Raw genomic sequence first — 20,558 nt, 5'->3', positions numbered from 1 at the left:
GCCAGGAGCGGCATCTCCAGAGTCAGCGGAAAGGCGTTGGCGGCCAAGAACAAGCGCCTGGCCGAGCGAACGGTCAAAGAGGCGGACCTGCATTACAAAAATGAATCCTATCAACGCGCCTACGATGCCTACGTAGCCACCCTGACGTTGGACCCTGAATCCCAGTGGGCCAAGGTCAAAATCCAGGCATCCGCGGTTATGGCCGACAAACAAAAGGCGCAGGCTAAAGCCGCTCCGATCTTGGAGCAGGCAAAAGCCGTGCAGGTGGAATTGACGGGTGTCCGGTCGGAAATCAATCGCCTGCAGGCAGACATCAAAGCCATGCAGCAACGGATCAGAGGCTTCGAAGACCAGAAAGCCAAACAACCGCTGTGGGACGCCCAAAAGGCATTGTCGGCCGCCAACATCGCAAAACTGCAGAAAGAAAGCAGCCTCATCTCCGCGTTCTTTACCGTCCTCAGCTACGACGGGGCCAACCCCGAAGCCCGCCGCGGTCTGTCCAAAATATACTACGACCGCTACACGGCCGGTGAGAGCGAAAACGACCGCGAGGCGATGAGCTTTTACCGCTCGCTGGTGCTGACCTTCGATGACGGCCGCTATCGGACCCTCCTGGAACAGGGCGGAAACCTGACGATCACCTCCGATCCACCCGCCGACGGCTATTACCTGCACCGGTTTGAGGAAGGTGTCGACAGGCGGCTTGTTCCCCTCGCCTTCGACCCCCGCACCCCGTTCCCGATCGAGGGAAAGGATGATGAAGCCGAACCCGAAGCCAAAATAACCCCCATGCCGTCCCTGCGGGCCGCGTTAAGATTCGACGATGCTGATCGCCTGGATCGAATCGGCGACATCGAGCTTCCGGCGGGCTCCTATTTGGTAACTATAAAAAAAGGGGGATTCATGGACACGCGGGTCCCCGTGATGATACGCAGGGGAGAATCCAGCCGGATAACGGCTATCAGACTTTTCAGGGAAAAGGAGGTTCCGCGAGGGTTTGTTTATGTCCCCAAGGGCCCCTGCCTTCTCGGCGGCGACCATGCGGCACCCTACCCGCTCGATCGAAACGTCCGGGACATTCCGGGGTTTTTCGTCTCCCGTCACGAGGTCACGGCCCAAGAATACCTGGCTTTCATCAATGACATGGAAAAGCGCATTCCCGGATCCGCCGAAAAGTATCTCCCGCGCAAAGCTTCCAAATCCGGACCGTACTGGAAAAAGGTCGGCGCGCACTACGAAAACAACTTCCCGGAAAATTGGCCCGTGCTGGGAATATCCTGGAACGATGCCAGGGCATTCTGCAAATGGATGACCCACAGGCACAAGCGGGAGGGATGGGTTTTCCGCCTCCCGGAGGAGTGGGAGTGGGAAAAGGCCGCCCGGGGAGTCGACGGCCGCTACTTTCCGTGGGGCAATCATTTTGACTTTACGTTTTGCTCCATGGCCAACTCCAAAAAGAAAAAGCGCAACGGGCCCGACCCGGTGGGAAGCTTCACCCCGGACGAATCGGTCTATGGCGTTATGGACATGGCCGGCAATGTATCCGAATGGTGCCATACGTTTTACGACCGGCAGAACAATATCAGGATCAACCGGGGGGCTGCCTGGAGTTACGCGGAGGCAGACTATGCGCGTTGCGCCGCCCGCAACGGTCACAGCCCCTCGGCTGTAGCCGATTTCAGAGGCTTTCGCATGGTGGCGTCAATGCCGGAGCGATGAACGCCCGGGATACGATGGGAACGGGTTTGGATATTTCATTAAAATAGACAAATTCCTTACGGGGAGAAGAACCATGCCTGAAAAAAAGGACATACCTGAAGGCGCTCAAGCCGCGCAGCGCGAAAAAATCGAAGATATCATGCGGGCGCGTGAACGTCTCGATAACCTTCTTCAGGAAAAATTCGTCAAACGATTGTCGGTCGTGTTCACAGATGTTTGCGGGTACACCAAATTCATGGATACCAGGGGTGATATTGCCGGCCGGGCCTGGATCCAGAAGCACAACGACATCGTTTTGCCGCTTATCGAGAGCCACGGAGGCAAGGTGCTGAGCCTGATGGGCGACGGCGTTATGTCCTCTTTCGAAAAGACGGAGGACGCTGTCAAAGCCTGCATCGCCATCCAGGAAGGCCTGGCCGCTTACAATCGGAAAACCGACCCCGCCGATGAACTGCACGTGACCATCGGCGTCAACACCGGCAACACCCTGGTTGATGAAGACCATATCGCCGGCGACGTAGTCAATGTGGCTTCGCGCATCGAAACCAAGGCGGACCCCGACCAGATACTGGTCAGCCGGTCGACCTTTGACGATATCAGGGGCAGCAGTGAAATCCTTTGCCGCCGCCACGGCTCTGTAGCGGTGAAAGGCAAGGGAAAGCCCCTGGAACTCTATCGTGTCATCTGGCGGCACACAGAGACGCTCGTCACCAGCGAACCCGCCGTCCGATCCATCGATAAGTGGACCGACCGAAGAGCCAGGCAGCGCCCCAGCATCCTGCACCTGGAGGTGACCCGCGAAGACAATCGGCTGAAGATCAGTTCCTTCGAACAACAGCCCGGCGAAGTCAGCACGGTCAGGCAATATGAAGAAATTCCCATAGCCATCGAAAAAATAGGCGCCCGCTGTCATGAAATCGTAGAAACATTGAACGCCTGCAATAGAGAAGGGCGCATACCGCAAGGCCTCCTGTTCCGGCTGAGGGAGTTGGGACAGGTGTTCCGGGATGAGTTGTTCACCCCTAAAATCAAAGAAAATCTCCAGTCTGCCAAAGCCGGGCACCTGGCGGTGAACATCGATGACAAACTGGTGCAGATCCCCTGGGAACTGCTCCACGACGGCCAGCAATTCCTGTGCCAGAGGTTCAGCATGGGGCGCCTGGTCAAAACGCGCCAATCCACGGTCGGCATAAAACTTCGCGCGTTGGCCCCTCCCTTGAAAGCCCTGATTCTTGCAGACCCACGCGGCGACTTGAAAAGCGCCTACCGGGAAGGATTGGAACTCCGGGATTTCATGGATCAGAAGCAGAACCTGCTCAATGCCTCCCTGCTTTCAGACGATATAAGGCCGGATCTCTTAATACCCAACCTGAAGAACTTCGACATTGTCCATTTTGCAGGCCACGCCTACTACGACGACATAAACCCCGGGAGCAGTGGGTGGTCACTCTCCAAGGGGACGTTGAGAGCCGATGACTTCATGCAACTATCGGCAAGCGGCGTCATGCCAGCCCTGGTCTTTTCGAACGCCTGCCAGTCCGCCCGAACAGAAGAATGGGTTCTCAAAGATGGATTCCACAATGAAATCTTTGGGTTGGCTAACGCATTAATTCTTTCCGGAGTCAAACACTACATCGGCACCTTCTGGGAAATTCTGGACGAACCGGGCCGTAAGTTCGCCCTTCATTTCTACAAGCATCTCTTGTCCGGTGCCACCATCGGCGAAGCGGTCCGACGGGGAAGGCAATCCCTTATTGACAGTTACGGCGAAGAAACCATCGTGTGGGCCAGCTACCTGCTTTACGGCGATCCCACCTTCAATTACATGGACCAGATCCGTCCGCAGGAAACGTCCATCCGGTCGGCACCAACCGAAAGCATGCCCGGCAGGGCGGAAAAAGGCCGCGGACAGACAGGAGCAGAGGAGGTCGTTGCCCGTGCGCCGGAAAAACGCCGGGGATTACCGCTTTGGACCAAACTGTCCGGCGCCGCGGCAGTCATCATCGCCGCCCTTTGCTTGGCTGTCTATACCGGTGTTTTCCGCACAGACACGACCGGGCAGGAACAGGCCCTGCTAACCTTTTACAACCAGGGCAATTACCGGGAAGCGTTGCAAGCGGCCCGGGAGTTGGCCGCTATCGATGCAAAAATCCGTTTGAGCCATCTCATCCAGGGCGATATCCTCCTGAGAAACGGCGACCTCGCGGCAGCCCGGCCGGCCTATCTGAAGGCAATCGATGCGCCCAGGGGCACCGAGCTGCAGAAAGCCGGCGCCCTGATCGGCTTAGGAAGGCTGGCTTCCCTCGATAATCGGAGAGATGACGCCCTGCGGTACTACGAGCAGGCTTCACAGGCAGCGCCCGAAAGCAGCCAGGGATACATTTCCCAGGCCATGCTGTTGAGCCAAAACGGCGACGAACGCGCCGCTCTGGATCTCCTGGAAAAAGCCAGGACTCACAATCCGCAGGACAGCGTCCTGGCAGCCGTTACCCAACAAACCCGCAGGCGGCTCGAAATCGCCAATGACAAGCAACAACAGGAAAGAATAGATCAGTTGGTGCAGGATCTTCTGAAAAGCATGGGCCAGCCATCCCGCGCGCTTCCCACCGACGGTTGGTCCTCCCAGCCGCTGTCAGTCTGGATCATGGATTTCAAGACCAGGGGCTATTCAACCCAGGAAGGGGAGGACACCTTGTTGCTCGCCGGAATTACTGATCAGTTGCTCGAAAACGGTCGCGTTCAGATTGTGGAACGCGCCCTTTTGGACAAACTCCTCGGCGAACTCAAGCTCGGTTCCTCCGAACTCGCCGATCGCCGGACGGCCCTGGCGGTGGGAAAACTCATCGCCGCGCGTTTGATCGTCCCCGGCACCATTGTCACCTCCGGTCCCCATACCCAGGTGTCGTTGCGCTTGATCGAAACCGAAACCGGACGCATTACGGCCGCCGTCAACGAGACCGTCGGAAGCGCCGTTCCCATATCAGAACTGGCGGAACGGATCGCCGGCAAGCTGCAGGCTAAATTGGATGAAAATTACCCCCTCAGGGGAAAAATCGATAGGCTGGAAGGCGACACCGTCTGGCTGAATATCGGGGCAAACGTCGGGGTGGTTGAAGGCCAGAGGTACAAAGCCGTTAACCGGGACACGGTCATCGAAGTGATAGCGATAGCTCCTGAAGAATGCGCTGCCCATGTCGTCGAAGGCGCATCGTCTGTCGATGCGGGACTGCCTTTCGAAATCACGAAACAGTAAAACCGGAAGTCAGTGGTCGGAGGTCGGAGGTCTAAGATAAAGGCCCGACATCGAACGCCGAACATCGAACGGTTGGCTATTTGCCTTTGGCTGACTGCCCAGAAAACATGAATACAGTATGCCAATAAACCACATTCGACCTTGGATGCTCGATGTTCATTTTCCAATAGAGTGAAGACAGGCGACTCAAAATCGAAAAAGCGACAACTTTAGATCAGGACTTGACCAATTTATTTAGCTCGACGGGGGATGCCGGAATTGACATCCCATCGTTCGTCCCTATCTTAATACAACACAGTGATAATACTGGGTAGTATTTTCAGCGAGTTCCCTGTGCGCAGGGAACCGTTCAATAGACAGCAACTTTTCATGCCCGCCGTCTTGTCACACCCGCAATCTGACCGTGCATGAAAAAAGTAATGCCTGAACCGATGTCAGGTGATATGGAGGTGGCCTATGTCAGAAAATCAGAGCTACGTGGAATCCGATAGGGAAAGAGAAGAAGGTCATGTCGATACACGTCATTTCAATTTTGAGTGCGAAGATCCCGATCCCAATCTCGGGTGCGATCTCGGTATCGACGTACAGGGTTGACCGGTGGCGATCGGCTGACCGGCCCGCTCTTGCGGGTTACGGGTCGTGCTGATCGACATCCCTTCTTACCACACTGACCGTAACCTACTCAAAATTTTAAAAACCGTATAGAAATAAGAAAGGCAGGGCCTTTTTTCAGGGCCCTGCCTTCAGCTTTGCCTCACGCAATGGCCGTTGCGGCAGGCAGGCGAAGCCGGATCAAACTTCGGACGCCTTGACTCTGAAGCCCCCAGGCTTTAGCGATTTTCAGGTAAACCCACTAAAAGGAGATTGTCATGGAAAGAAATTTGTTGATCGCCTTCGATGATTCCGAAAATGCCATGCGGGCTGTGGAACAGGTTGCCCGGTCTTTCTCATCCGACTCGGCGGTGACCTTGTTCCATGTCGCCCAGGACTCCAGCGCCCTGTGCAACATGAACAGCCCGGAATTGATACCGTTGTTCAAGCATGGGCAGAGCGAATTTTGCTCGCTTGAAGATAAAAAGCGGAGCCTGGTCCAGGCGGCATCCGAAAAGGCTAAGCAACTTCTTGTAGACAAGGGATTCAAGCCGGAGCGGGTTACCATCAGAATCGAAACGGCCCAGCATGGTGTTGCCAGGGATATTATTCAGGAAGCGGACAACAACTATGACGTTCTCGTGCTGGGGAAAAGGGGGATTTCCGGCATCAAAGCCTTCCTGTTCGGCGGCACCACACAAAAGGTGATCCAGGGCATTGAAAAGGCTTCCCTGTTCATCGTCAACTAGGAAAAACTGGAAGATACGCTGTTATCCCCAGCGTTGCAACTGAGCGGTTATTTTTTGGGGCTCAATTTATGAATGATGGCTTTGGCTTTCATCAGTTGCCGTGTGGTGAGCTCCAGCCGGTCCCTCAGCATCTGGTTCGTTCTCACCAGCGTTTTTACAAGCGTCTCATCGGACCGCTCTTTTCCCTTGGGACGGGCGATCTCCACCGCGGTTAGAATACAGGTCGTGTCTTCGACGGCGTGCACGGAATATTGACGCACCGACCGGTGCATGGCGTCCAGTTCACTGAGGATGTCTCCCCTGCGCTTGACTGTGTAGAGTTCGACATCCCTGCTCACCACCCTGGCCGCGCCGCTGTAGAGATAATGCACCCGCTGGTCGCAATTGTCCGCTCCGATGATGGTCGCGCCTGCCGGGTAGTGTTTTATTGCACTGCGCTCCATCAGCTTTTGCATCTGCTCATCGTCCAGTTCGGAGAATGCAGGGATGCTTTTGAATTTTTGCAGGCGGTCCAGCTTTTGGCTGATGATCTGTTTGTAATCCTTCTGTTCGATCAGATGGTCGTCAAGCAGCAGCTTCCGCTCGGATATCTGATGCCTGATTCGGTTGAAAACGGTCGTTTCGGCCGAATTTTTAGCGATGGGAAGATACCGGGCCCAAAGAATTAATTGGAGATCCGAAGCACTGTTTATTCTACCCACTGCCGGCCACTCGTGCTCGCCCAGAATCGCCCGGTCGACGGGGATCAGGGCAGCGGTGGCGGTCAATTCGATCTCCATGCCCAGATTTGCGACGATGAATGTATTATTTTGATTTTTATTGTTTTTTTCTTCGTCTGGCATGCCCTGTCCTCTGTTTCGGCAGCATTTGTGGCCCAGCGATCATCCGTGTCGCCTTGACAATCTGCCACAAAGTAACAATATTTGAGGGTGAGGATATATGCCGAATGTAAACCATTATCGTCCTCAAACCTCCTTCAAGGCTTCCGCGCGGCATAGCGGGAGCCGGTCTTATTCCAGTTTCCCATAACTGCCTTAAATTCTTGGGAATGATTTCACAACAGGGTAGATACCCAGGCTGCAGGGTCCGGCACTTATTTCACCCCGGAAGCGCTTTGTTCATTACATTCCCCTGTAGCTTCCCCCGTCCACCAGCAGGTTCTGTCCGGTGATGAAGCACGCCTGACGTCCGGCCAGAAAAGCGGCCGCCGCCCCGAAATCGGACGGGTCGCCAATGGTGCTGCTCGGTGTGTCCGCGATCATTTCCGCATAGATTTCATCGGGATCCCTTCCCTCCCGGCTGCAGCGGTCCTGCACCAGCTGCTCGACGCGCGCGGTTTTGTGTATCCCCGGAAGAAGGGCGTTGACGGTAATGCCTGCCGGCGCCAGTTCGGTCGACACGGTTTTTAAAAAGCCGGTCAACCCCGCCCTGGCCATGTTGGACAGCAGGAGGTTGCCGATGGGCTGCTTCACCGAAACCGACGTGATGGCGATAATGCGCCCCCATCCCTTGGCCACCATGGCCGCAGTGACCCCGTTAATCAGGCGGACGGCGCTCATCAGGGTCAGTTCAAAAGCCTTTTCATAGGCGTCCAGCGGTGTGCTGGCATACGTCCCCGGAGGCGGGCCGCCGGCATTGGTCACCAGGATATCCGGAGCCCCCAGCGACGACCGGACATCCGCCAGCAAACGGTCGATGTCATCAGGCAGTGACAGGTCTGCGGCGAACCCCTTGGCCTCGCTTCCTGACCGGGTGGCTATTTCCCGGGCAGCCTGCCCTGCTTCGGCGGCATCCCGCGAACAGACGGCCACCCGGCACCCTTCGGCGGCCAGTTGATCCGCGCACCCTCTGCCCAGCCCCCGGGTTGCCGCGGCCACCAGTGCGATCTTGCCTTCGATTCCGAGGTCCATGTCTCCAGCTCCTTCTAAAACGTGATTAAAATCGAAACTTCAGGGTAGGTGTCGTCACAGGACGCGTGAATGGATTCGTCGCAGTTGAGGTAGACCTCGTATACAGCCCCCAGGCCGAGAAACCAACTTTTATCGGTGGTGATATAAACACCCCCCCGGACACCGGCCGTATCAAGGTCATCGTAATCCTCGATGAAAATGTGGCTGTAGAAAACGCCTCCATACGGCCTCACCCGAGACCGGACGGGCAGAATGTAGGTGGCCCGCGGACTCAGTTTGTAGATGCCCGGGTCGCTTCCCAGCCATGCCTCGCCGTCCAGCCCCAGTTCCAGGCCGTCCGCTGCGAACACCCCCGCGCCCACGCCAAAGATGGCATAGTTGCTGTCCAGCATCCTGCCGGACCCGGCGACGATGGAAAACCGGCGGCTACCTTTTTCGAAGGGGCCGGCATTAGCGGCAGTGACCCCAGCCGACAGAAACAGGATGATAATAATCAGCCTTGCAACACCGGCCCACGGATGCTTGTCTCCGTTCATGGTTGATGTCCTCCTTCCCGCTGTCTATCCCCCCAGATAAGCTTTCTGAACCTCCTGGTTGTCCAGAAGATCCGCAGCATCGCCTTGCAGCACCATGTTGCCGTTTTCCAGCACATAGCCGCGTTGAGCGAACTTCAGCGCCAAACGGGCGTTCTGCTCCACAAGCAGGATAGCGGTCCCCTCAGACTGGTTGATCTCCTTCAGGGACATAAACACGCGTTTCATTAAAAGCGGCGAAAGGCCCATGGACGGTTCGTCCAGCAGCATCAGCCGGCGCCCGGAAACGAAGGCGCGCCCCACGGCCAGCATCTGCTGCTCGCCGCCCGACATGGTGCCGGCCTTCTGGGTTTTGCGCTCTTCCAGGCGTGAAAAAATGGCAAAAACCCGCTCGATGTCTTTATCGACATTTTCCTTGTCGCTGCGGGCAAAGGCCGCCAGTTTCAAGTTTTCCAGCACGGTCAAATTGCCGAACAGGCGGCGCCCCTCGGGAACATGGGAAATACCGAGCTGGCTGACTACCTTTTCCGGCGGATACTTCAAGAGATCTTTCCCCGCAAACGTCATGGCCGTACCCTCCCCGGAAGGCACCAGCCGCGAAATCGCCCGCAACGTAGAGCTTTTCCCGGCGCCGTTGGCACCGATGATGGTTACGATCTCGCCTTCCGCGATGTTGAAGTCGATACCGTGCAAAGCCTTGATCCTGCCGTAGGCAACTTGAAGGTTCTTTACATCCAGCAGCATTAGAAATCTATCTCCTGTTCACCGATATATGCCTCGATGACCTTGGGGTGATTTTGAACTTCTTCGGGCGTGCCTTCCACCAGCACTTCCCCGAACACCAGCGTCTGGACATGCTGGCACAACTCCCGCACCACGCGCAGGCGGTGTTCGATCAGAAAAATGGCCAGGTTGAAGCGTTCGTGGGCCTTGCGCACCACCATGATCATGTCCTCCATTTCTTCGGGGGTCATGCCCACCGTCGGCTCGTCCAGCAGCAGCACCTGGGGTTCCGTGGCCAGCGCCCGGGCCATCTCCACCCGCCGCTGGGCGCCATAGGGCAAATTGACCACCAGCTGATCCGCATACTGGTCCACGCCGAACAGTTCCATGTATTCCAGGGCCAGTGCCTCGGAAGCTATCTCTTCCGTCCTTCGTTTGGGGCTGTCCAGGAAAGCACCGAACAGGCCGTAGGAAAGTTTGGAATAGCGGGCCATCATGACATGCTCCATAACCGTCATGTGCCGCCACAGCCGCATCTCCTGAAAAGTACGCCCGATTCCCTTGGCGGCGATCTGGTCGGGCCTTTTGCCGACCATGTTGGTCCCGTTCAAGCGGACCTCGCCTACCATGGGTTTGTAGATACCGGTTATCAGATTAAATATAGTTGTTTTCCCCGCACCGTTGGGGCCGATCAGCCCGGTAATCTGTCCGGGTTCAAGGCTCAAGTTGTAGTTGGAAACGGCTTTGAGCCCGCCGAAAGAATGACTCATATCTGTGACTTCGAGCAGCGGCATCCTACTCCACCTCCTTTGGTCCGAAAGCCTCGCGCACATTGAACGTCTTGAACGCGACCAGGCCGGTGGGTCTGTAAACCATCACCAGAATAAGCAGCAGGGGGATGACAATCCATTTCAGGATTTCCAGCGGCCGCAGAACCTCGCCCAGCAGACTGATGGAAACGGCCCCCACAATGGATCCGTAAACCGAATTGAGGCCGCCGAAATAGACCATTGCCAGAACCTCCGCCAGCTTTTGTATGCCGAACATGGCCGGGTTGATGAACCGCAGCACGTGGGCCAGAAGCCCGCCGGCCATCCCGGCCCAGAAAGCCCCGAAAAGGAAGGCGACCATTTTGGTTTTGCGGGTGTTTACGGTCATGGCATCAGCGGCCATCTCATCGTCCCGCACGGCATTGAGCGCCTTGCCGAGCGTGGAATTCACGAAATTGTTGATGGCCCATACCCCGAACACAACGACAACGAATATAACCGGGAGCGTCGCCCAGTTGGGCTGCCCCATGATGCCCCTGGCACCGCCCAATGACTGCATGTTCTCGAAAAAACTCTTGACGATGAACAGGAACGCCAGACTGATAATGGCCAGGTAGTCCCCCCGTGTCCGGAAGGAAGGGACGGCAACCACCAGCGCGCACAGGGATGCACACAGACCGCCGAAAATCAGGGCGAGGGGGAAGCTCACATATGCCATGGGAACACCCAGCAGCGCATCTCCGAGCACTTTGTCGTTGACGAAAAGCCCGACCGTAAACACGGAGGACATATAGGCGCCCACGGCCATGAAGCCCGGATGGGAGCAGGAAAATTCCCCCATGTAGCCGTTGATGATGTTCAAGCTGAGGGTCAGCAGGACGGCAATGAGCGTCAATTTCAACGAAATCAGCCGGTAATCGCTCAACCCCGCCCAGAAGTGGAAGATGGCGTACAGCATCCCCAGGTGCACCAGCGCCGTCACGATGAGCGGCAGTTGTTGAAGGGACCGGGCAACGGCGTTGGCCGACCGGACCGTCAACCGGATAACGACGGCCAGGGGAACGGCGTAGACCACACCGAAGTAGATCAGCGCCATGGGCACGTGGATCAGCGAAAACCACTCAAAAGGCGTCCCTTTGATCGCCAGGTTGATCAGCCCGGCAAACACCTTGGATACGGTCACCATACCGAACAGAATGGGCATTTTGGGCAGAAGCAGCCATGAAGCCAGCGTTTCGCCGATCAGCATTTCCCAAAGGGTGCAGATAAAAAATCCCAAGAGAATTCCCAGAAGGGGAGCGTTGCCATAAAGCCTTTTGAAAAGGCTTTTGAAACCATTTGTCTGTTTTAATTCAGCGGTAGCAGACATTTATTTTATCCTTAAAAATATTACAGACGCAGTTTGGCACTATATGCCTCGCCGAACAGCCCGTGGGGTCTGAATATGAGAATCAGCAAGACGATGGAATATGCGATCAGGTCTCTCAAATTCGATCCGATATTCAGCTCGAAAAGGCGGTTCACGATCTGGATGGCCGGTACGGTCATGATTTCGATGAATCCCAGCATGAACCCGGCGATACAGGCCCCCATAATTGAGCCGCGCCCCCCAAGAATCGCCGCTACAAAGGCTTTCCATCCGAAACTGACCCCCATGTAGGGGTCCAACACCGGATAGGCCAATCCGAAAAGGATTCCCGCCGCCGCCGCCAGAGCCGAACCGATGGCAAAGGTCATGACGGCCACCCGGTTCATGGATACGCCCATCAGGGGGATGACCAGGTAATCGTAGGCCATGGCCCGCATGGCCATGCCATACTTGGTACGCGTCACGAACTGGTGCAGGGCCAGCATCAACCCGAGTGAAACCAACACGATCATGATTTTCTTGTTGGTCACGTAGACCCCACCGATGTTGTAGGTGACGGATTGGATGAGCTGGGGGAACTTGAGGCGCGATCCGCCCAGAAACAGAATGTTGCCTGTTTCCAGGATGATGCCGATCATCAAACCGGTAATGGCGGCGGAGGCACGGGGAGCGTCGCGCAGCGGACGATACCCGACCCTCTCCACGATAATCCCCACAAAAGCCGTCAGGAACATGGATATCAGGATGGTCAACACCAGAACCGACCAGCCCGGCAATATAGCGGTCGCTCCGGTCCCCACCAGGGCCAGCAGTCCGGTGGACACGCCCAGCCCGATGTAGGCGCCCACCATGAAAATGTCCCCGTGGGCGAAGTTGAACAGCATGAGAATGCTGTAAACCATGGAGTAGCCCAGTGCGATCAGGGCATAAAAACTTCCCCACTGGAGGGCGTTGATGAGGTTCTGCATGAAAAAGTTGAAGGTCATGCGTTTTCCTCCAAAATAAATCTTCTTAATATAAGCGCCCACCGCGTTAACAACACACAGTGGGCGCTTGTTGTGACAATCTTACAAATAAATTCCCGTGAATTTATTTGGGGCAGACGGACTTGTGGAAAGCGAACTGACCCTGCTCATTGATCTGTACGATGACCGCACACTTCTTGGGGTCGCCGTCCGGCGTAAAGGTCATGGTGCCGGTGATGCCGGGAAAGTCTTTGATACCCGCCAGGGCATCCTTGACCTTGGTGCGGTCGCTCTTGATATTTCCCGACAACCCGCCGGTGTCTTTGATGGCCTGAACCATGAGGCCGATGGTGTCCCAGGTGAGCGCCGCGACATCGTCCGGGGTTTTGCCGTATTGCTCGGTGTAGGCATCGATAAACGCCTTGGTGGCGCCCTTGGCGCCGGCTGCGGCATAGTGCGTGGAAAAGTAGTACCCCTTGCAGTCGTCCCCGCAAAGACCCATCAGGTCACCGCCGCCCCAGGCATCGGCGCCCAGGATGTCGCGCGTCCACCCCATCTCCTTGGCCGAACGGATGATCAGCGGCACTTCGGAGTAATACTGGGGAATAAAAAGGACATCGGCCTTGGACATGACGATGTTGGTCATCTGAGCCGAAAAGTCCTTGTCGCCGGTGGTGAAGCTTTCAAACGCGACCACCGATCCCGGGCCATGGATCTTTTCGAAGGCCTCTTTGAAATTTTCGGCCAGGCCCTTGGGATAGTCGGCAGCGATGTCATAAATCACGGCCGCCTTCTTAGCGCCCAGTTCATCCGTGGCAAAATTGGCGGCCACCGGTCCCTGGAAGGGATCCAGGAAACACCCGCGGAAGACGTACGGGCGGTCTAACGTGGTGTTCGGGTTGGTGGACCACGGGCTGATCATGGGGGTCTGGTTGTTGTTGGCTACCTCGCCGGCAGGTACCGCCTGGCTGGAGGACTGCGGCCCGATGATGCCCAGAACGCCCTCCTCGGTGATGAGCTTGGTGTTGATCTTGACGGCGGACTCGGGTTTGTACTCGTTGTCCTCGTAGACGAACTTCAGGTTGTAGGTCTCACCGCCGGCCTTAACAGTCGGGTTTTCCTTCAGATACATTTCGGCCGCATTTTTCGAAGAAGCGCCGACATCCGGGTTGTCGCCAGTCAGTGGAATGTTGAAACCGATCTTGATTTCCTTGGCAGCCCATGCGCAAGGTGAAACCAACAACGCCGTCATGGCCAACAATGCAATTATAACAGTTACTCTCCTCATTTCATTCTCCTTTTTATTTGACATGTTAGGACCACGGAAAAACAAACCTACACCGACAACAAGGGATTGATTATGCGGTAAAACGCACGGGATGTCAATAGGCAAAGCGGCTGGTCGGCAAGGGGGTTGGCGTAAAAAACGCTTTCCGGAAAGTACGTGCGGGGAGCACATGCAAAAGGGGGCTCGCACGCTCCGCTGCAATCGACGGAGCGTGCGAGCCATGCTGCCGGGGGGCTGCCCGCCTTCCAACGGCAGACGCGCCCGGGTACCATTAAAGGGGGGAAGGGGTTGCCGTCAGGCTGACCGGATACTCGCTGATTTCTCCTGCCGCCACAACGACCGTTTCGACATGCGTTTCCCAGCCCTCCGCCGAAACCACGAGTTCATATTCGACGGGAGGATCATCTGGGTCATACCGGCCCGGCAGATCGACCTGGAACCCGTCGACGTACGGCAGTGCGACCACCTCGAACGGCTCTTCGTTGGGGCAGGTCTGGCGGAAACTCAGGATTATTTCCGTATCGCCCACCTCCGGAGAGTTTTCGATGGTGACGGTCACGCTCCCGGTTCCGGCCGGCACCAGGCTGAAATCGGCATTCAGAACGTCGCCCGATTCGGGCGTGACACTCCGGCACTGCGGGAAGAAGCCCGGTTCATAGACGGCAATATTGTAGCTGCCGGGGAGGAGGCGCACCAGGTACTGTCCCTTATCGTCCTGGTACGGTTCGACATTTTCCTGGCCGGCAGCGGTATAGGTGGTCGTAACGGACGTCACACGGTCCTTGGGGTCTGCCGCCTGGTCATTAAAGGTCTGCACGGCAACCTCGACACCGCCGAGGCCGGTTTGCTGGTCGTCCGTCACCACACCGCTCAGAGTGGCCAGATTGACGGTGCCCAAAATCTTGATGACAGGCTTGAGCGCGCGTTTGCCGCTCTTGCCGGCCTTGACCACGGACTTGGCAGCGTCAAAGTCCAGCAGGAGATCCACGGTGGAGCCCGCCACGATCTGGAACGCGTGGACCAGCTTGATGCCGCTCTGGTATCCGCTGGGGACCTTCAATTCATGGGCAACATCGTCCACGATCACATAATTCGGATACGGGTGAGATTCTTCCAGTATGTTGAGCCCGTCATCCGCTGTCTCGCCGAGATAGAGCCGCATCTGGGAGTAGGTTCCCGTCGCCAGTTCGGCGACTCCGAGGGAGGCGACTTTCCCGTTCACCAGTTCCAGGAGGTTGTACGTCTTATGAGGGGTCGCCATGGTGATCCAGGTGCCTTGACCGTCGCAGGCGTCGTCCTCCAAACCGTCATCTTGTGCGTCCGCCGGCACGACTTCTCCCTCCGGCTCCGTGTCGCAGCGGTGAACGCGCACCTCGTCAATGGTGACATAAACGGCCTGGTAGTCTTCCGTGGAGGCATCCGTAAGCCCCACCGACAGGGTTCCCGTGGTGTTCGAAGCGCCGCTGTCCGAACCGGAGCCCCCGCTGCAAGCGGCTAAAAGCAAGAAAACCAGCGCAGCCAACAGCCAGTCACTTTTTTTAAGCGTTTTCATAATCTTCATCCTTTTAAAACCTTGATTTCATATCACCCAAATTGAATGCATCGTTATCCCTCAAAGTTCTTGCAAAATGTATGCACAAATGATAATTTTATAATTAATCTTATATTTTTCAGAATGTTATAATATGTTTATTGACATTTTGCACCCGCACGATGATCGATGCTGATCGATATATTAACACCTTTTTTTCACATTTCATCGCTTTCTATGTGAAAAGTATTACATCTTTCAAGGAGGCATCATGTATGATTTTCTGCTCACCCCGGAAGAACAGGAACTGAAAAAAGAGGTGCGCCGATTCGTCAGCGAAGAAATTACCGGCGATTTTTTACGGCGGATGGACAACGACGACATCACCTACCCGCGCGAATTCGTGCAGAAACTGGCGGACAGGGGATTGCGGGGAATCCGTTTCCCCCGAAAGTACGGTGGGCGCGGGATGAATTGGGTAGCGGAAGTCGCCGCCAACGAGGAGATCGGCTGCCTGGGCATGGCCCTGGGATGCGCCTTCGTGATGCCGTCCATCGTGGGCGAAGCGTTGAACGTCTTCGGAACCGAGGAACAGAAACAGAAATACCTGAAGCCCTATATCGAGGGTAGCCTGGTGGCGGCCGAAGCACTCACCGAGCCCCGCGGCGGGTCGGACTTTTTCGGCGCCATGACCCGGGCCGAATTGAAAGGCGACCACTTTGTCTTAAACGGCATGAAACGGTTTGTGGTCGGCGCCGAAGGGGCCGACTTCTTCCTGGTCTACTGTAAAACCAACTTCGACCCCGATGCCCACAAATACAGCCGTCTCAGCCTCCTGATCGTGGACAAAGGACCCGGCGTGGAAACCGAATACCTTTACGGCCTCATGGGCTGCCGGGGAGGCGGCACCGGACGGCTCGTGTTCAGGGATGTCGAGGTGCCCAGGGAAAACCTCGTGGGCGAACTGCATGGGGGCGCCCTCTGTTTTCACCAGATGATGATCCCCGAGCGCCTGACATCCGCTTCGGCAAGCCTGGGCGTCTGGGGCGCCCTGGATCTGGCGGTGCGCTACACCGACAAAAGAAGGACCTTCGGCCGGGAAATCCGTAATTACCAGGGCGTCAGCTTCAAGGTGGCCGATGCCGTAACCCGGCTCGACGCCGCCCGCGGCATCTGTTTCATGGCAGCCAGGGCCGTGGACGAAAACTATCCCAACCTGCGCCGTATCGTCAGCGAGGCAAAGCGCTTTGCCACCGAAGCGGCCTGGGACGTGGTCAACGGCGCCATGCAGGTCATGGGGGGCATTGGCTACACGGATGTCTACCCTATCGAAAGGGCCCTGCGGGACACCCGGTTGGGCATGATCTGGACCGGCACCAGCGAAATCATGAACCTCATGATCCAGCACGAATACTACAACCAGGTTCTGGACCCGGCCTACGACCGGCGCAAAATGGAAGAGGATGCCATGCACCCCGACGAATCGGAACGCTGTTTTACGGACGAAGACATGCGCACGGTGTTCGGTGGTACGATATAAGCAACTGACTGAGCTAAAGTGTTATCAGACGGTTTAAGGAACCAGTGCCCAAGGATCCAAGTGATCCATAAACCCGCGTCAGGTGTTGAGTAGTGAATCGTGAAATGTTAAACGCAAAACGCATGGCGCAAGGCCCAAGGCAATTTCAAAGCATCACGCGTTGAACGGTCTGCACCTCGAGCCCTGCGCCCTGAGCCGTATCCCCTGAGACCTCTGACTTTCGACGTCTCACGTCTGACTTCTGATCATGAACTAGAGTTCCAGGGCGTCGGCGATCTTCTCCAGATGATACCCGGTGTCGCCGAGGATGTACTCGAACGCCTTGGCCCGCCGGTAGAACAGGCCGATGTTGAATTCCCGCGTGGTCCCGATACCGCCGTGGATCTGCACCGCGCGCTCGGTGATATACTTGTACTGCTCGTTCACCTGCGCCTTGAGCGCCGAGACCTCCTGGCCGGCATCCATGTCCTGATCCAGCATCCAGGCCACTTTGTGAAGGTAGTAAATGCTGGTGTCATAGGCTACGCGCATGTTGGCCATGTAGTGCTGGATGGCCTGGAACCCGCCGATGGGCGTTCCGTACTGCACCCGTTCCTTGGCATAGGCTGCGGTCATGGCAATGGACTCCGCACACCCGCCGAGCATCTCGGCACACTTGGCCACGATCGCCTTGGGGACCACCCTCTCGAGAATAGCCCACCCCTGGCCCGGTTCGCCGACCGTGTCCGCCGCCGGCACCCTGACCTTGTCTAAGGAGACCGTGCAATTGTTGTCCTTGCCGATCGTCCGCATCTTCTCAATGGTCACACCGGGCGCCCCCGCACTCACCAGAAACAGCGTTACCCCCTCATCGGTCCTGGCGGCAACGATGATATCATCGGCGATATTGGCATCCAGGGCGAACAGCTTCCTGCCGTTTAGCACATAATCGTCGCCCTCGCGCCGGGCTTCCAGCCTGATCCCGGATTCGAGATAGCTGGCCTCTTCCTCGTATTGCGCCAGGGCCATGATCTCTTTTCCGGCTGCGATCTTGGGCAGCAATACTTTTTTCTGCTTTTCCGATGCGCCCTCCACGAGGATCAGGCCGCATTGGATGACCGTGGAGAAAAAAGGGCTTGGGAAGGCCTTCCTGCCCATCTCCTCCATGATAATAGACATGTCGGCAAAGGGATCCCCCAATCCGCCGTAGGCCTCGGGGAAGTGAAGCTCCATCCATCCCAATTCGGCCATTTTTTTCCACATTTTCTTATCGAATCCCTCGTCACTGTCCTCGATCTCCCTGACGGTGTCGAAAGGGCATTCCTTGGACAGAAACTCGGCCACCGACTTGCGCAGCATTTCCTGCTCTTTACTGAAATCCAGATCCATTGATTGATTTCCTCCATATAAATCTTCATGCCGGCCGACGTACGCCGGAGCATGAAACCAGTTCATAAATCATGCGGGCATCGTCCAATGAAGCATGAAAATTTATTTGAATTTTAAGCGCGGCAATCCCAGCCCCACCCAGGCAATAAGGTTGCGCTGGATTTCGTTGGTCCCGGCAAAAATGGTGGCGCCTTTGCTCATCTGATACAGTTCCGTCATGGCGCCGCCCATGGGTGCCAGGGGGTCGTCTTCCAGCTGACCGTAAAGCCCCATCACCTCCGTCGCGTAATTGGCCAGCTTTTGAGCCAGCTCGGTCGAAAAAAGCTTGGAGGCGGAGGCCGCGGTAATCAGGCCGGCGAAATCACCCTTCTGATGCATCCAGGCAATTTTGTAAGCCAGCGTTCGTCCTACTTCCGCCCCGATAAACAGCTCGGCTATTTTACGCCGCGTGTCGGGGTCTTTGGACAGGGGTTTGCCGTTTCGAAGCGTCTTTTTGGAATAGCCCATCAGCTCTTCGAGATAGCGCTTTGCACCTGAAAACCCGCCGGCCCCGCTCCTTTCGAAATTCATGGTCTGGCGCGTCAGGGCCCAGCCCTCCCCCTCCACGCCGATCAAATCTTCGGCGGGGACTTTCACGTCGTTGAAAAAAACTTCATTGTAAACGTGCTTGCCGTTCATGAACAGAAGCGGGCGCACCTGTACGCCCGGCAGGTCCATGCGCAGGTGAAAGACGGAAAGCCCCTTGCCCCGTTTCGACTCGGGGTCGGTGCGGGCCAGCAGAAACATGTACTCGGCGCGGTGTGCGCCGGTGGTCCACGTTTTCTGTCCGTTGACCACGTAATGGTCCCCCTCGCGGACGGCTGTCGTGGTCAGGGAGGCCAAGTCCGAACCTGCATCGGGTTCGCTCCACCCCTGGCAGTAAAACGCCTTTCCGTCCCTGATGGGCGGCAACAGCCGCGCCTTCTGCTCTTCGCTGGCCCCCGCTATCAGCGTGGGGGCGAACATGCCCACGGCAAAGCCGTCCACCCCAGGGGCGTTGTAGTAGCCCCTGACCTCATCGAATATGACCTGCTCCATGATGGACGCCTCCTGGCCCCCATATGCTTTGGGCCATCCCATGGAGAGCCAGCCCTTTTCCGCCAGTTTCCCGGCCATGTATTTGTGGAAGGCGAATCCCTCCTCCGTGTCGTAGATGCCTTCCAGGCCGCCGTTGCCGTACTTCGGCGGGGCGTTTTTCATTTCGGCATTAAAGAATTCCTCGAATTCCTGCTGCTTCAATTTCTCTGCTTCGGTCAGTTTGAAGTCCATGTTCACTTCCCCTAAAGTAGATACCCGGGTCCATAGGACTCGGCATTGGTTTCACCCTTGAAGGGTTTTGTTCATCGCGAGAGTCATGCAAGCTCAGCCAGGGCATTGCCCAGAATCAGACGGCCATCGCCGGCTTTCACCTGGATGACAACCCCTCCCGTCTCCCTTTTCCAACCGTCGACCGTTATGGTCTCACCGGGAAAGACAACGTTCATGAAGCGGGCCGCAAACGACTTCAGTTTGGACGGCTCCCCGTCGCACACGCTGTGCAGTATGGCCCGGCCGGCATGACCATAGGTGCAAAGGCCATGCAGGATAGGGGCCGGAAGTTTGCCTTTTTTGGCAAACTCGGGATCGACGTGCAGGGGATTCTTGTCGCCGCTGAGCCGGTATAGGGCTGCCTGGTCTTTGGAAATGGCGTAGGTCACGGAAAAGTCCGCTTGTTTTCCCTCGGGCGGATCGATCTTCTCACCCTTCGGTCCCCGGTCTCCCCCGAAATTGCCCGCGCTGCGGTCCACTATCACGATCTTGTTTTCAAAAACGAGCCGGTCTTCTTGGTCATAGGTTTGAAAACCGAAGTTGAGGACAGCCCCTTTGTCGCCCTTGTCGTACACCGATTCCCACTCGCCAACGCTGTAAAGCGTCCCCGCATCGGGGATGGCGGCGTGCAAAATGATCTTCTGTTCACCGTGCAGCACGGCGGGCATGTTGATGCCCGAATTTTTCATCAACGGCCCCATGCTGGGCAGAATCGGTATGACCGCAAAGGTGGGCAGCACCTTGAGATTTTTTTCGTAAACGAAATCAAGCTCATCCACGCCCGCACCCACGCCCAGGGCGTAGAGGATCACAGAGTCCTGGTTGTACGTAAAAGGCGTCGGTTCGGTCTTTTTTCCGATGAGTTCCAAGTTCAAGGGCATCGGTTTACTCCTTTATTGTTC

At 56.5% G+C, this 20,558-nt stretch carries 17 protein-coding genes; 5 read left to right on the top strand and 12 right to left on the bottom strand.

The window, feature by feature from the left end; genetic code table 11:
- The 4 genes from LJE94_00345 to LJE94_00330 form a co-directional block, all read left to right on the top strand.
- A partial coding sequence (locus LJE94_00345; GenBank protein ID MCG6908553.1) for a formylglycine-generating enzyme family protein occupies positions 1–1,719 on the top strand: 1,719 nt, incomplete at its 5' end.
- 73 nt (positions 1,720–1,792) lie between these two features.
- The gene (locus LJE94_00340) at positions 1,793–4,972 is read left to right on the top strand and encodes a CHAT domain-containing protein (protein ID MCG6908552.1); all 3,180 of its coding nucleotides are present in this window, start codon (positions 1,793–1,795) and stop codon (positions 4,970–4,972) included.
- Positions 4,973–5,428: 456 nt separating this feature from the next.
- A complete protein-coding gene (locus LJE94_00335) occupies positions 5,429–5,566 on the top strand; it encodes a hypothetical protein (GenBank protein MCG6908551.1) in 138 nt (45 codons plus the stop codon).
- Positions 5,567–5,841: 275 nt separating this feature from the next.
- Positions 5,842–6,312 (top strand): universal stress protein, encoded by a 471-nt coding sequence (locus tag LJE94_00330; protein MCG6908550.1) that lies wholly within the window; start codon positions 5,842–5,844, stop codon positions 6,310–6,312.
- Between the two features lie 47 nt (positions 6,313–6,359).
- Here the strand turns inward: LJE94_00330 and LJE94_00325 are convergent, their stop codons facing one another.
- The 9 genes from LJE94_00325 to LJE94_00285 all read right to left on the bottom strand — a co-directional run bounded on the left by LJE94_00325 (position 6,360) and on the right by LJE94_00285 (position 15,422).
- On the bottom strand, positions 6,360–7,154 hold the full coding sequence (locus tag LJE94_00325) for a cyclic nucleotide-binding domain-containing protein (protein MCG6908549.1): 795 nt from the start codon (positions 7,152–7,154) through the stop codon (positions 6,360–6,362).
- Positions 7,155–7,433: 279 nt separating this feature from the next.
- On the bottom strand, positions 7,434–8,222 hold the full coding sequence (locus tag LJE94_00320) for an SDR family oxidoreductase (protein ID MCG6908548.1): 789 nt from the start codon (positions 8,220–8,222) through the stop codon (positions 7,434–7,436).
- Between the two features lie 14 nt (positions 8,223–8,236).
- Complete coding sequence (locus LJE94_00315) at positions 8,237–8,758, bottom strand: hypothetical protein (GenBank protein ID MCG6908547.1); 522 nt, start codon at positions 8,756–8,758, stop codon at positions 8,237–8,239.
- 24 nt (positions 8,759–8,782) lie between these two features.
- A complete protein-coding gene (locus tag LJE94_00310; GenBank protein ID MCG6908546.1) occupies positions 8,783–9,499 on the bottom strand; it encodes an ABC transporter ATP-binding protein in 717 nt (238 codons plus the stop codon).
- Complete coding sequence (locus tag LJE94_00305) at positions 9,499–10,272, bottom strand: ABC transporter ATP-binding protein (GenBank protein MCG6908545.1); 774 nt, start codon at positions 10,270–10,272, stop codon at positions 9,499–9,501. The genes LJE94_00310 and LJE94_00305 overlap by 1 nt, the downstream gene beginning before the upstream one ends.
- Before the next feature lies 1 nt (position 10,273).
- Positions 10,274–11,617, bottom strand: coding sequence for a branched-chain amino acid ABC transporter permease (locus LJE94_00300; protein MCG6908544.1), 1,344 nt, complete (start codon positions 11,615–11,617; stop codon positions 10,274–10,276).
- A 20-nt stretch (positions 11,618–11,637) separates the two neighbouring features.
- Positions 11,638–12,603 (bottom strand): branched-chain amino acid ABC transporter permease, encoded by a 966-nt coding sequence (locus LJE94_00295; GenBank protein ID MCG6908543.1) that lies wholly within the window; start codon positions 12,601–12,603, stop codon positions 11,638–11,640.
- Positions 12,604–12,706: 103 nt separating this feature from the next.
- Complete coding sequence (locus LJE94_00290; protein ID MCG6908542.1) at positions 12,707–13,870, bottom strand: ABC transporter substrate-binding protein; 1,164 nt, start codon at positions 13,868–13,870, stop codon at positions 12,707–12,709.
- Between the two features lie 271 nt (positions 13,871–14,141).
- Positions 14,142–15,422: a DUF4382 domain-containing protein gene (locus LJE94_00285; protein ID MCG6908541.1), complete on the bottom strand. Its 1,281-nt coding sequence runs from the start codon at positions 15,420–15,422 to the stop codon at positions 14,142–14,144.
- Between the two features lie 250 nt (positions 15,423–15,672).
- Here LJE94_00285 and LJE94_00280 point away from each other — a divergent pair, with 250 nt between their 5' ends.
- On the top strand, positions 15,673–16,941 hold the full coding sequence (locus LJE94_00280) for an acyl-CoA/acyl-ACP dehydrogenase (protein ID MCG6908540.1): 1,269 nt from the start codon (positions 15,673–15,675) through the stop codon (positions 16,939–16,941).
- Between the two features lie 252 nt (positions 16,942–17,193).
- Here the strand turns inward: LJE94_00280 and LJE94_00275 are convergent, their stop codons facing one another.
- The 3 genes from LJE94_00275 to LJE94_00265 form a co-directional block, all read right to left on the bottom strand.
- The gene (locus LJE94_00275) at positions 17,194–18,309 is read right to left on the bottom strand and encodes an acyl-CoA/acyl-ACP dehydrogenase (protein MCG6908539.1); all 1,116 of its coding nucleotides are present in this window, start codon (positions 18,307–18,309) and stop codon (positions 17,194–17,196) included.
- A 102-nt stretch (positions 18,310–18,411) separates the two neighbouring features.
- On the bottom strand, positions 18,412–19,617 hold the full coding sequence (locus tag LJE94_00270) for an acyl-CoA dehydrogenase family protein (protein MCG6908538.1): 1,206 nt from the start codon (positions 19,615–19,617) through the stop codon (positions 18,412–18,414).
- Positions 19,618–19,700: 83 nt separating this feature from the next.
- Positions 19,701–20,537, bottom strand: coding sequence for an enoyl-CoA hydratase (locus tag LJE94_00265; protein ID MCG6908537.1), 837 nt, complete (start codon positions 20,535–20,537; stop codon positions 19,701–19,703).
- Positions 20,538–20,558 lie beyond the last annotated feature (21 nt).

The sequence above is a fragment of the Deltaproteobacteria bacterium genome (genome assembly GCA_022340465.1).
In the GTDB taxonomy this organism is placed as follows: domain Bacteria; phylum Desulfobacterota; class Desulfobacteria; order Desulfobacterales; family B30-G6; genus JAJDNW01.
This window is presented reverse-complemented; position numbering and strand designations above follow the sequence as displayed.

Excerpts from the sequence above, each read along its gene's own strand:
- LJE94_00340 (MCG6908552.1), top strand. The coding sequence starts at position 1,793 with ATGCCTGAAAAAAAGGACATACCTGAAGGCGCTCAAGCCGCGCAGCGC.
- LJE94_00335 (MCG6908551.1), top strand. The coding sequence starts at position 5,429 with ATGTCAGAAAATCAGAGCTACGTGGAATCCGATAGGGAAAGAGAAGAA.
- LJE94_00330 (MCG6908550.1), top strand. The coding sequence starts at position 5,842 with ATGGAAAGAAATTTGTTGATCGCCTTCGATGATTCCGAAAATGCCATG.
- LJE94_00325 (MCG6908549.1), bottom strand. The coding sequence starts at position 7,154 with ATGCCAGACGAAGAAAAAAACAATAAAAATCAAAATAATACATTCATC.
- LJE94_00320 (MCG6908548.1), bottom strand. The coding sequence starts at position 8,222 with ATGGACCTCGGAATCGAAGGCAAGATCGCACTGGTGGCCGCGGCAACC.
- LJE94_00315 (MCG6908547.1), bottom strand. The coding sequence starts at position 8,758 with ATGAACGGAGACAAGCATCCGTGGGCCGGTGTTGCAAGGCTGATTATT.
- LJE94_00310 (MCG6908546.1), bottom strand. The coding sequence starts at position 9,499 with ATGCTGCTGGATGTAAAGAACCTTCAAGTTGCCTACGGCAGGATCAAG.
- LJE94_00305 (MCG6908545.1), bottom strand. The coding sequence starts at position 10,272 with ATGCCGCTGCTCGAAGTCACAGATATGAGTCATTCTTTCGGCGGGCTC.
- LJE94_00300 (MCG6908544.1), bottom strand. The coding sequence starts at position 11,617 with ATGTCTGCTACCGCTGAATTAAAACAGACAAATGGTTTCAAAAGCCTT.
- LJE94_00295 (MCG6908543.1), bottom strand. The coding sequence starts at position 12,603 with ATGACCTTCAACTTTTTCATGCAGAACCTCATCAACGCCCTCCAGTGG.
- LJE94_00290 (MCG6908542.1), bottom strand. The coding sequence starts at position 13,870 with ATGAGGAGAGTAACTGTTATAATTGCATTGTTGGCCATGACGGCGTTG.
- LJE94_00285 (MCG6908541.1), bottom strand. The coding sequence starts at position 15,422 with ATGAAAACGCTTAAAAAAAGTGACTGGCTGTTGGCTGCGCTGGTTTTC.
- LJE94_00280 (MCG6908540.1), top strand. The coding sequence starts at position 15,673 with ATGTATGATTTTCTGCTCACCCCGGAAGAACAGGAACTGAAAAAAGAG.
- LJE94_00275 (MCG6908539.1), bottom strand. The coding sequence starts at position 18,309 with ATGGATCTGGATTTCAGTAAAGAGCAGGAAATGCTGCGCAAGTCGGTG.
- LJE94_00270 (MCG6908538.1), bottom strand. The coding sequence starts at position 19,617 with ATGGACTTCAAACTGACCGAAGCAGAGAAATTGAAGCAGCAGGAATTC.
- LJE94_00265 (MCG6908537.1), bottom strand. The coding sequence starts at position 20,537 with ATGCCCTTGAACTTGGAACTCATCGGAAAAAAGACCGAACCGACGCCT.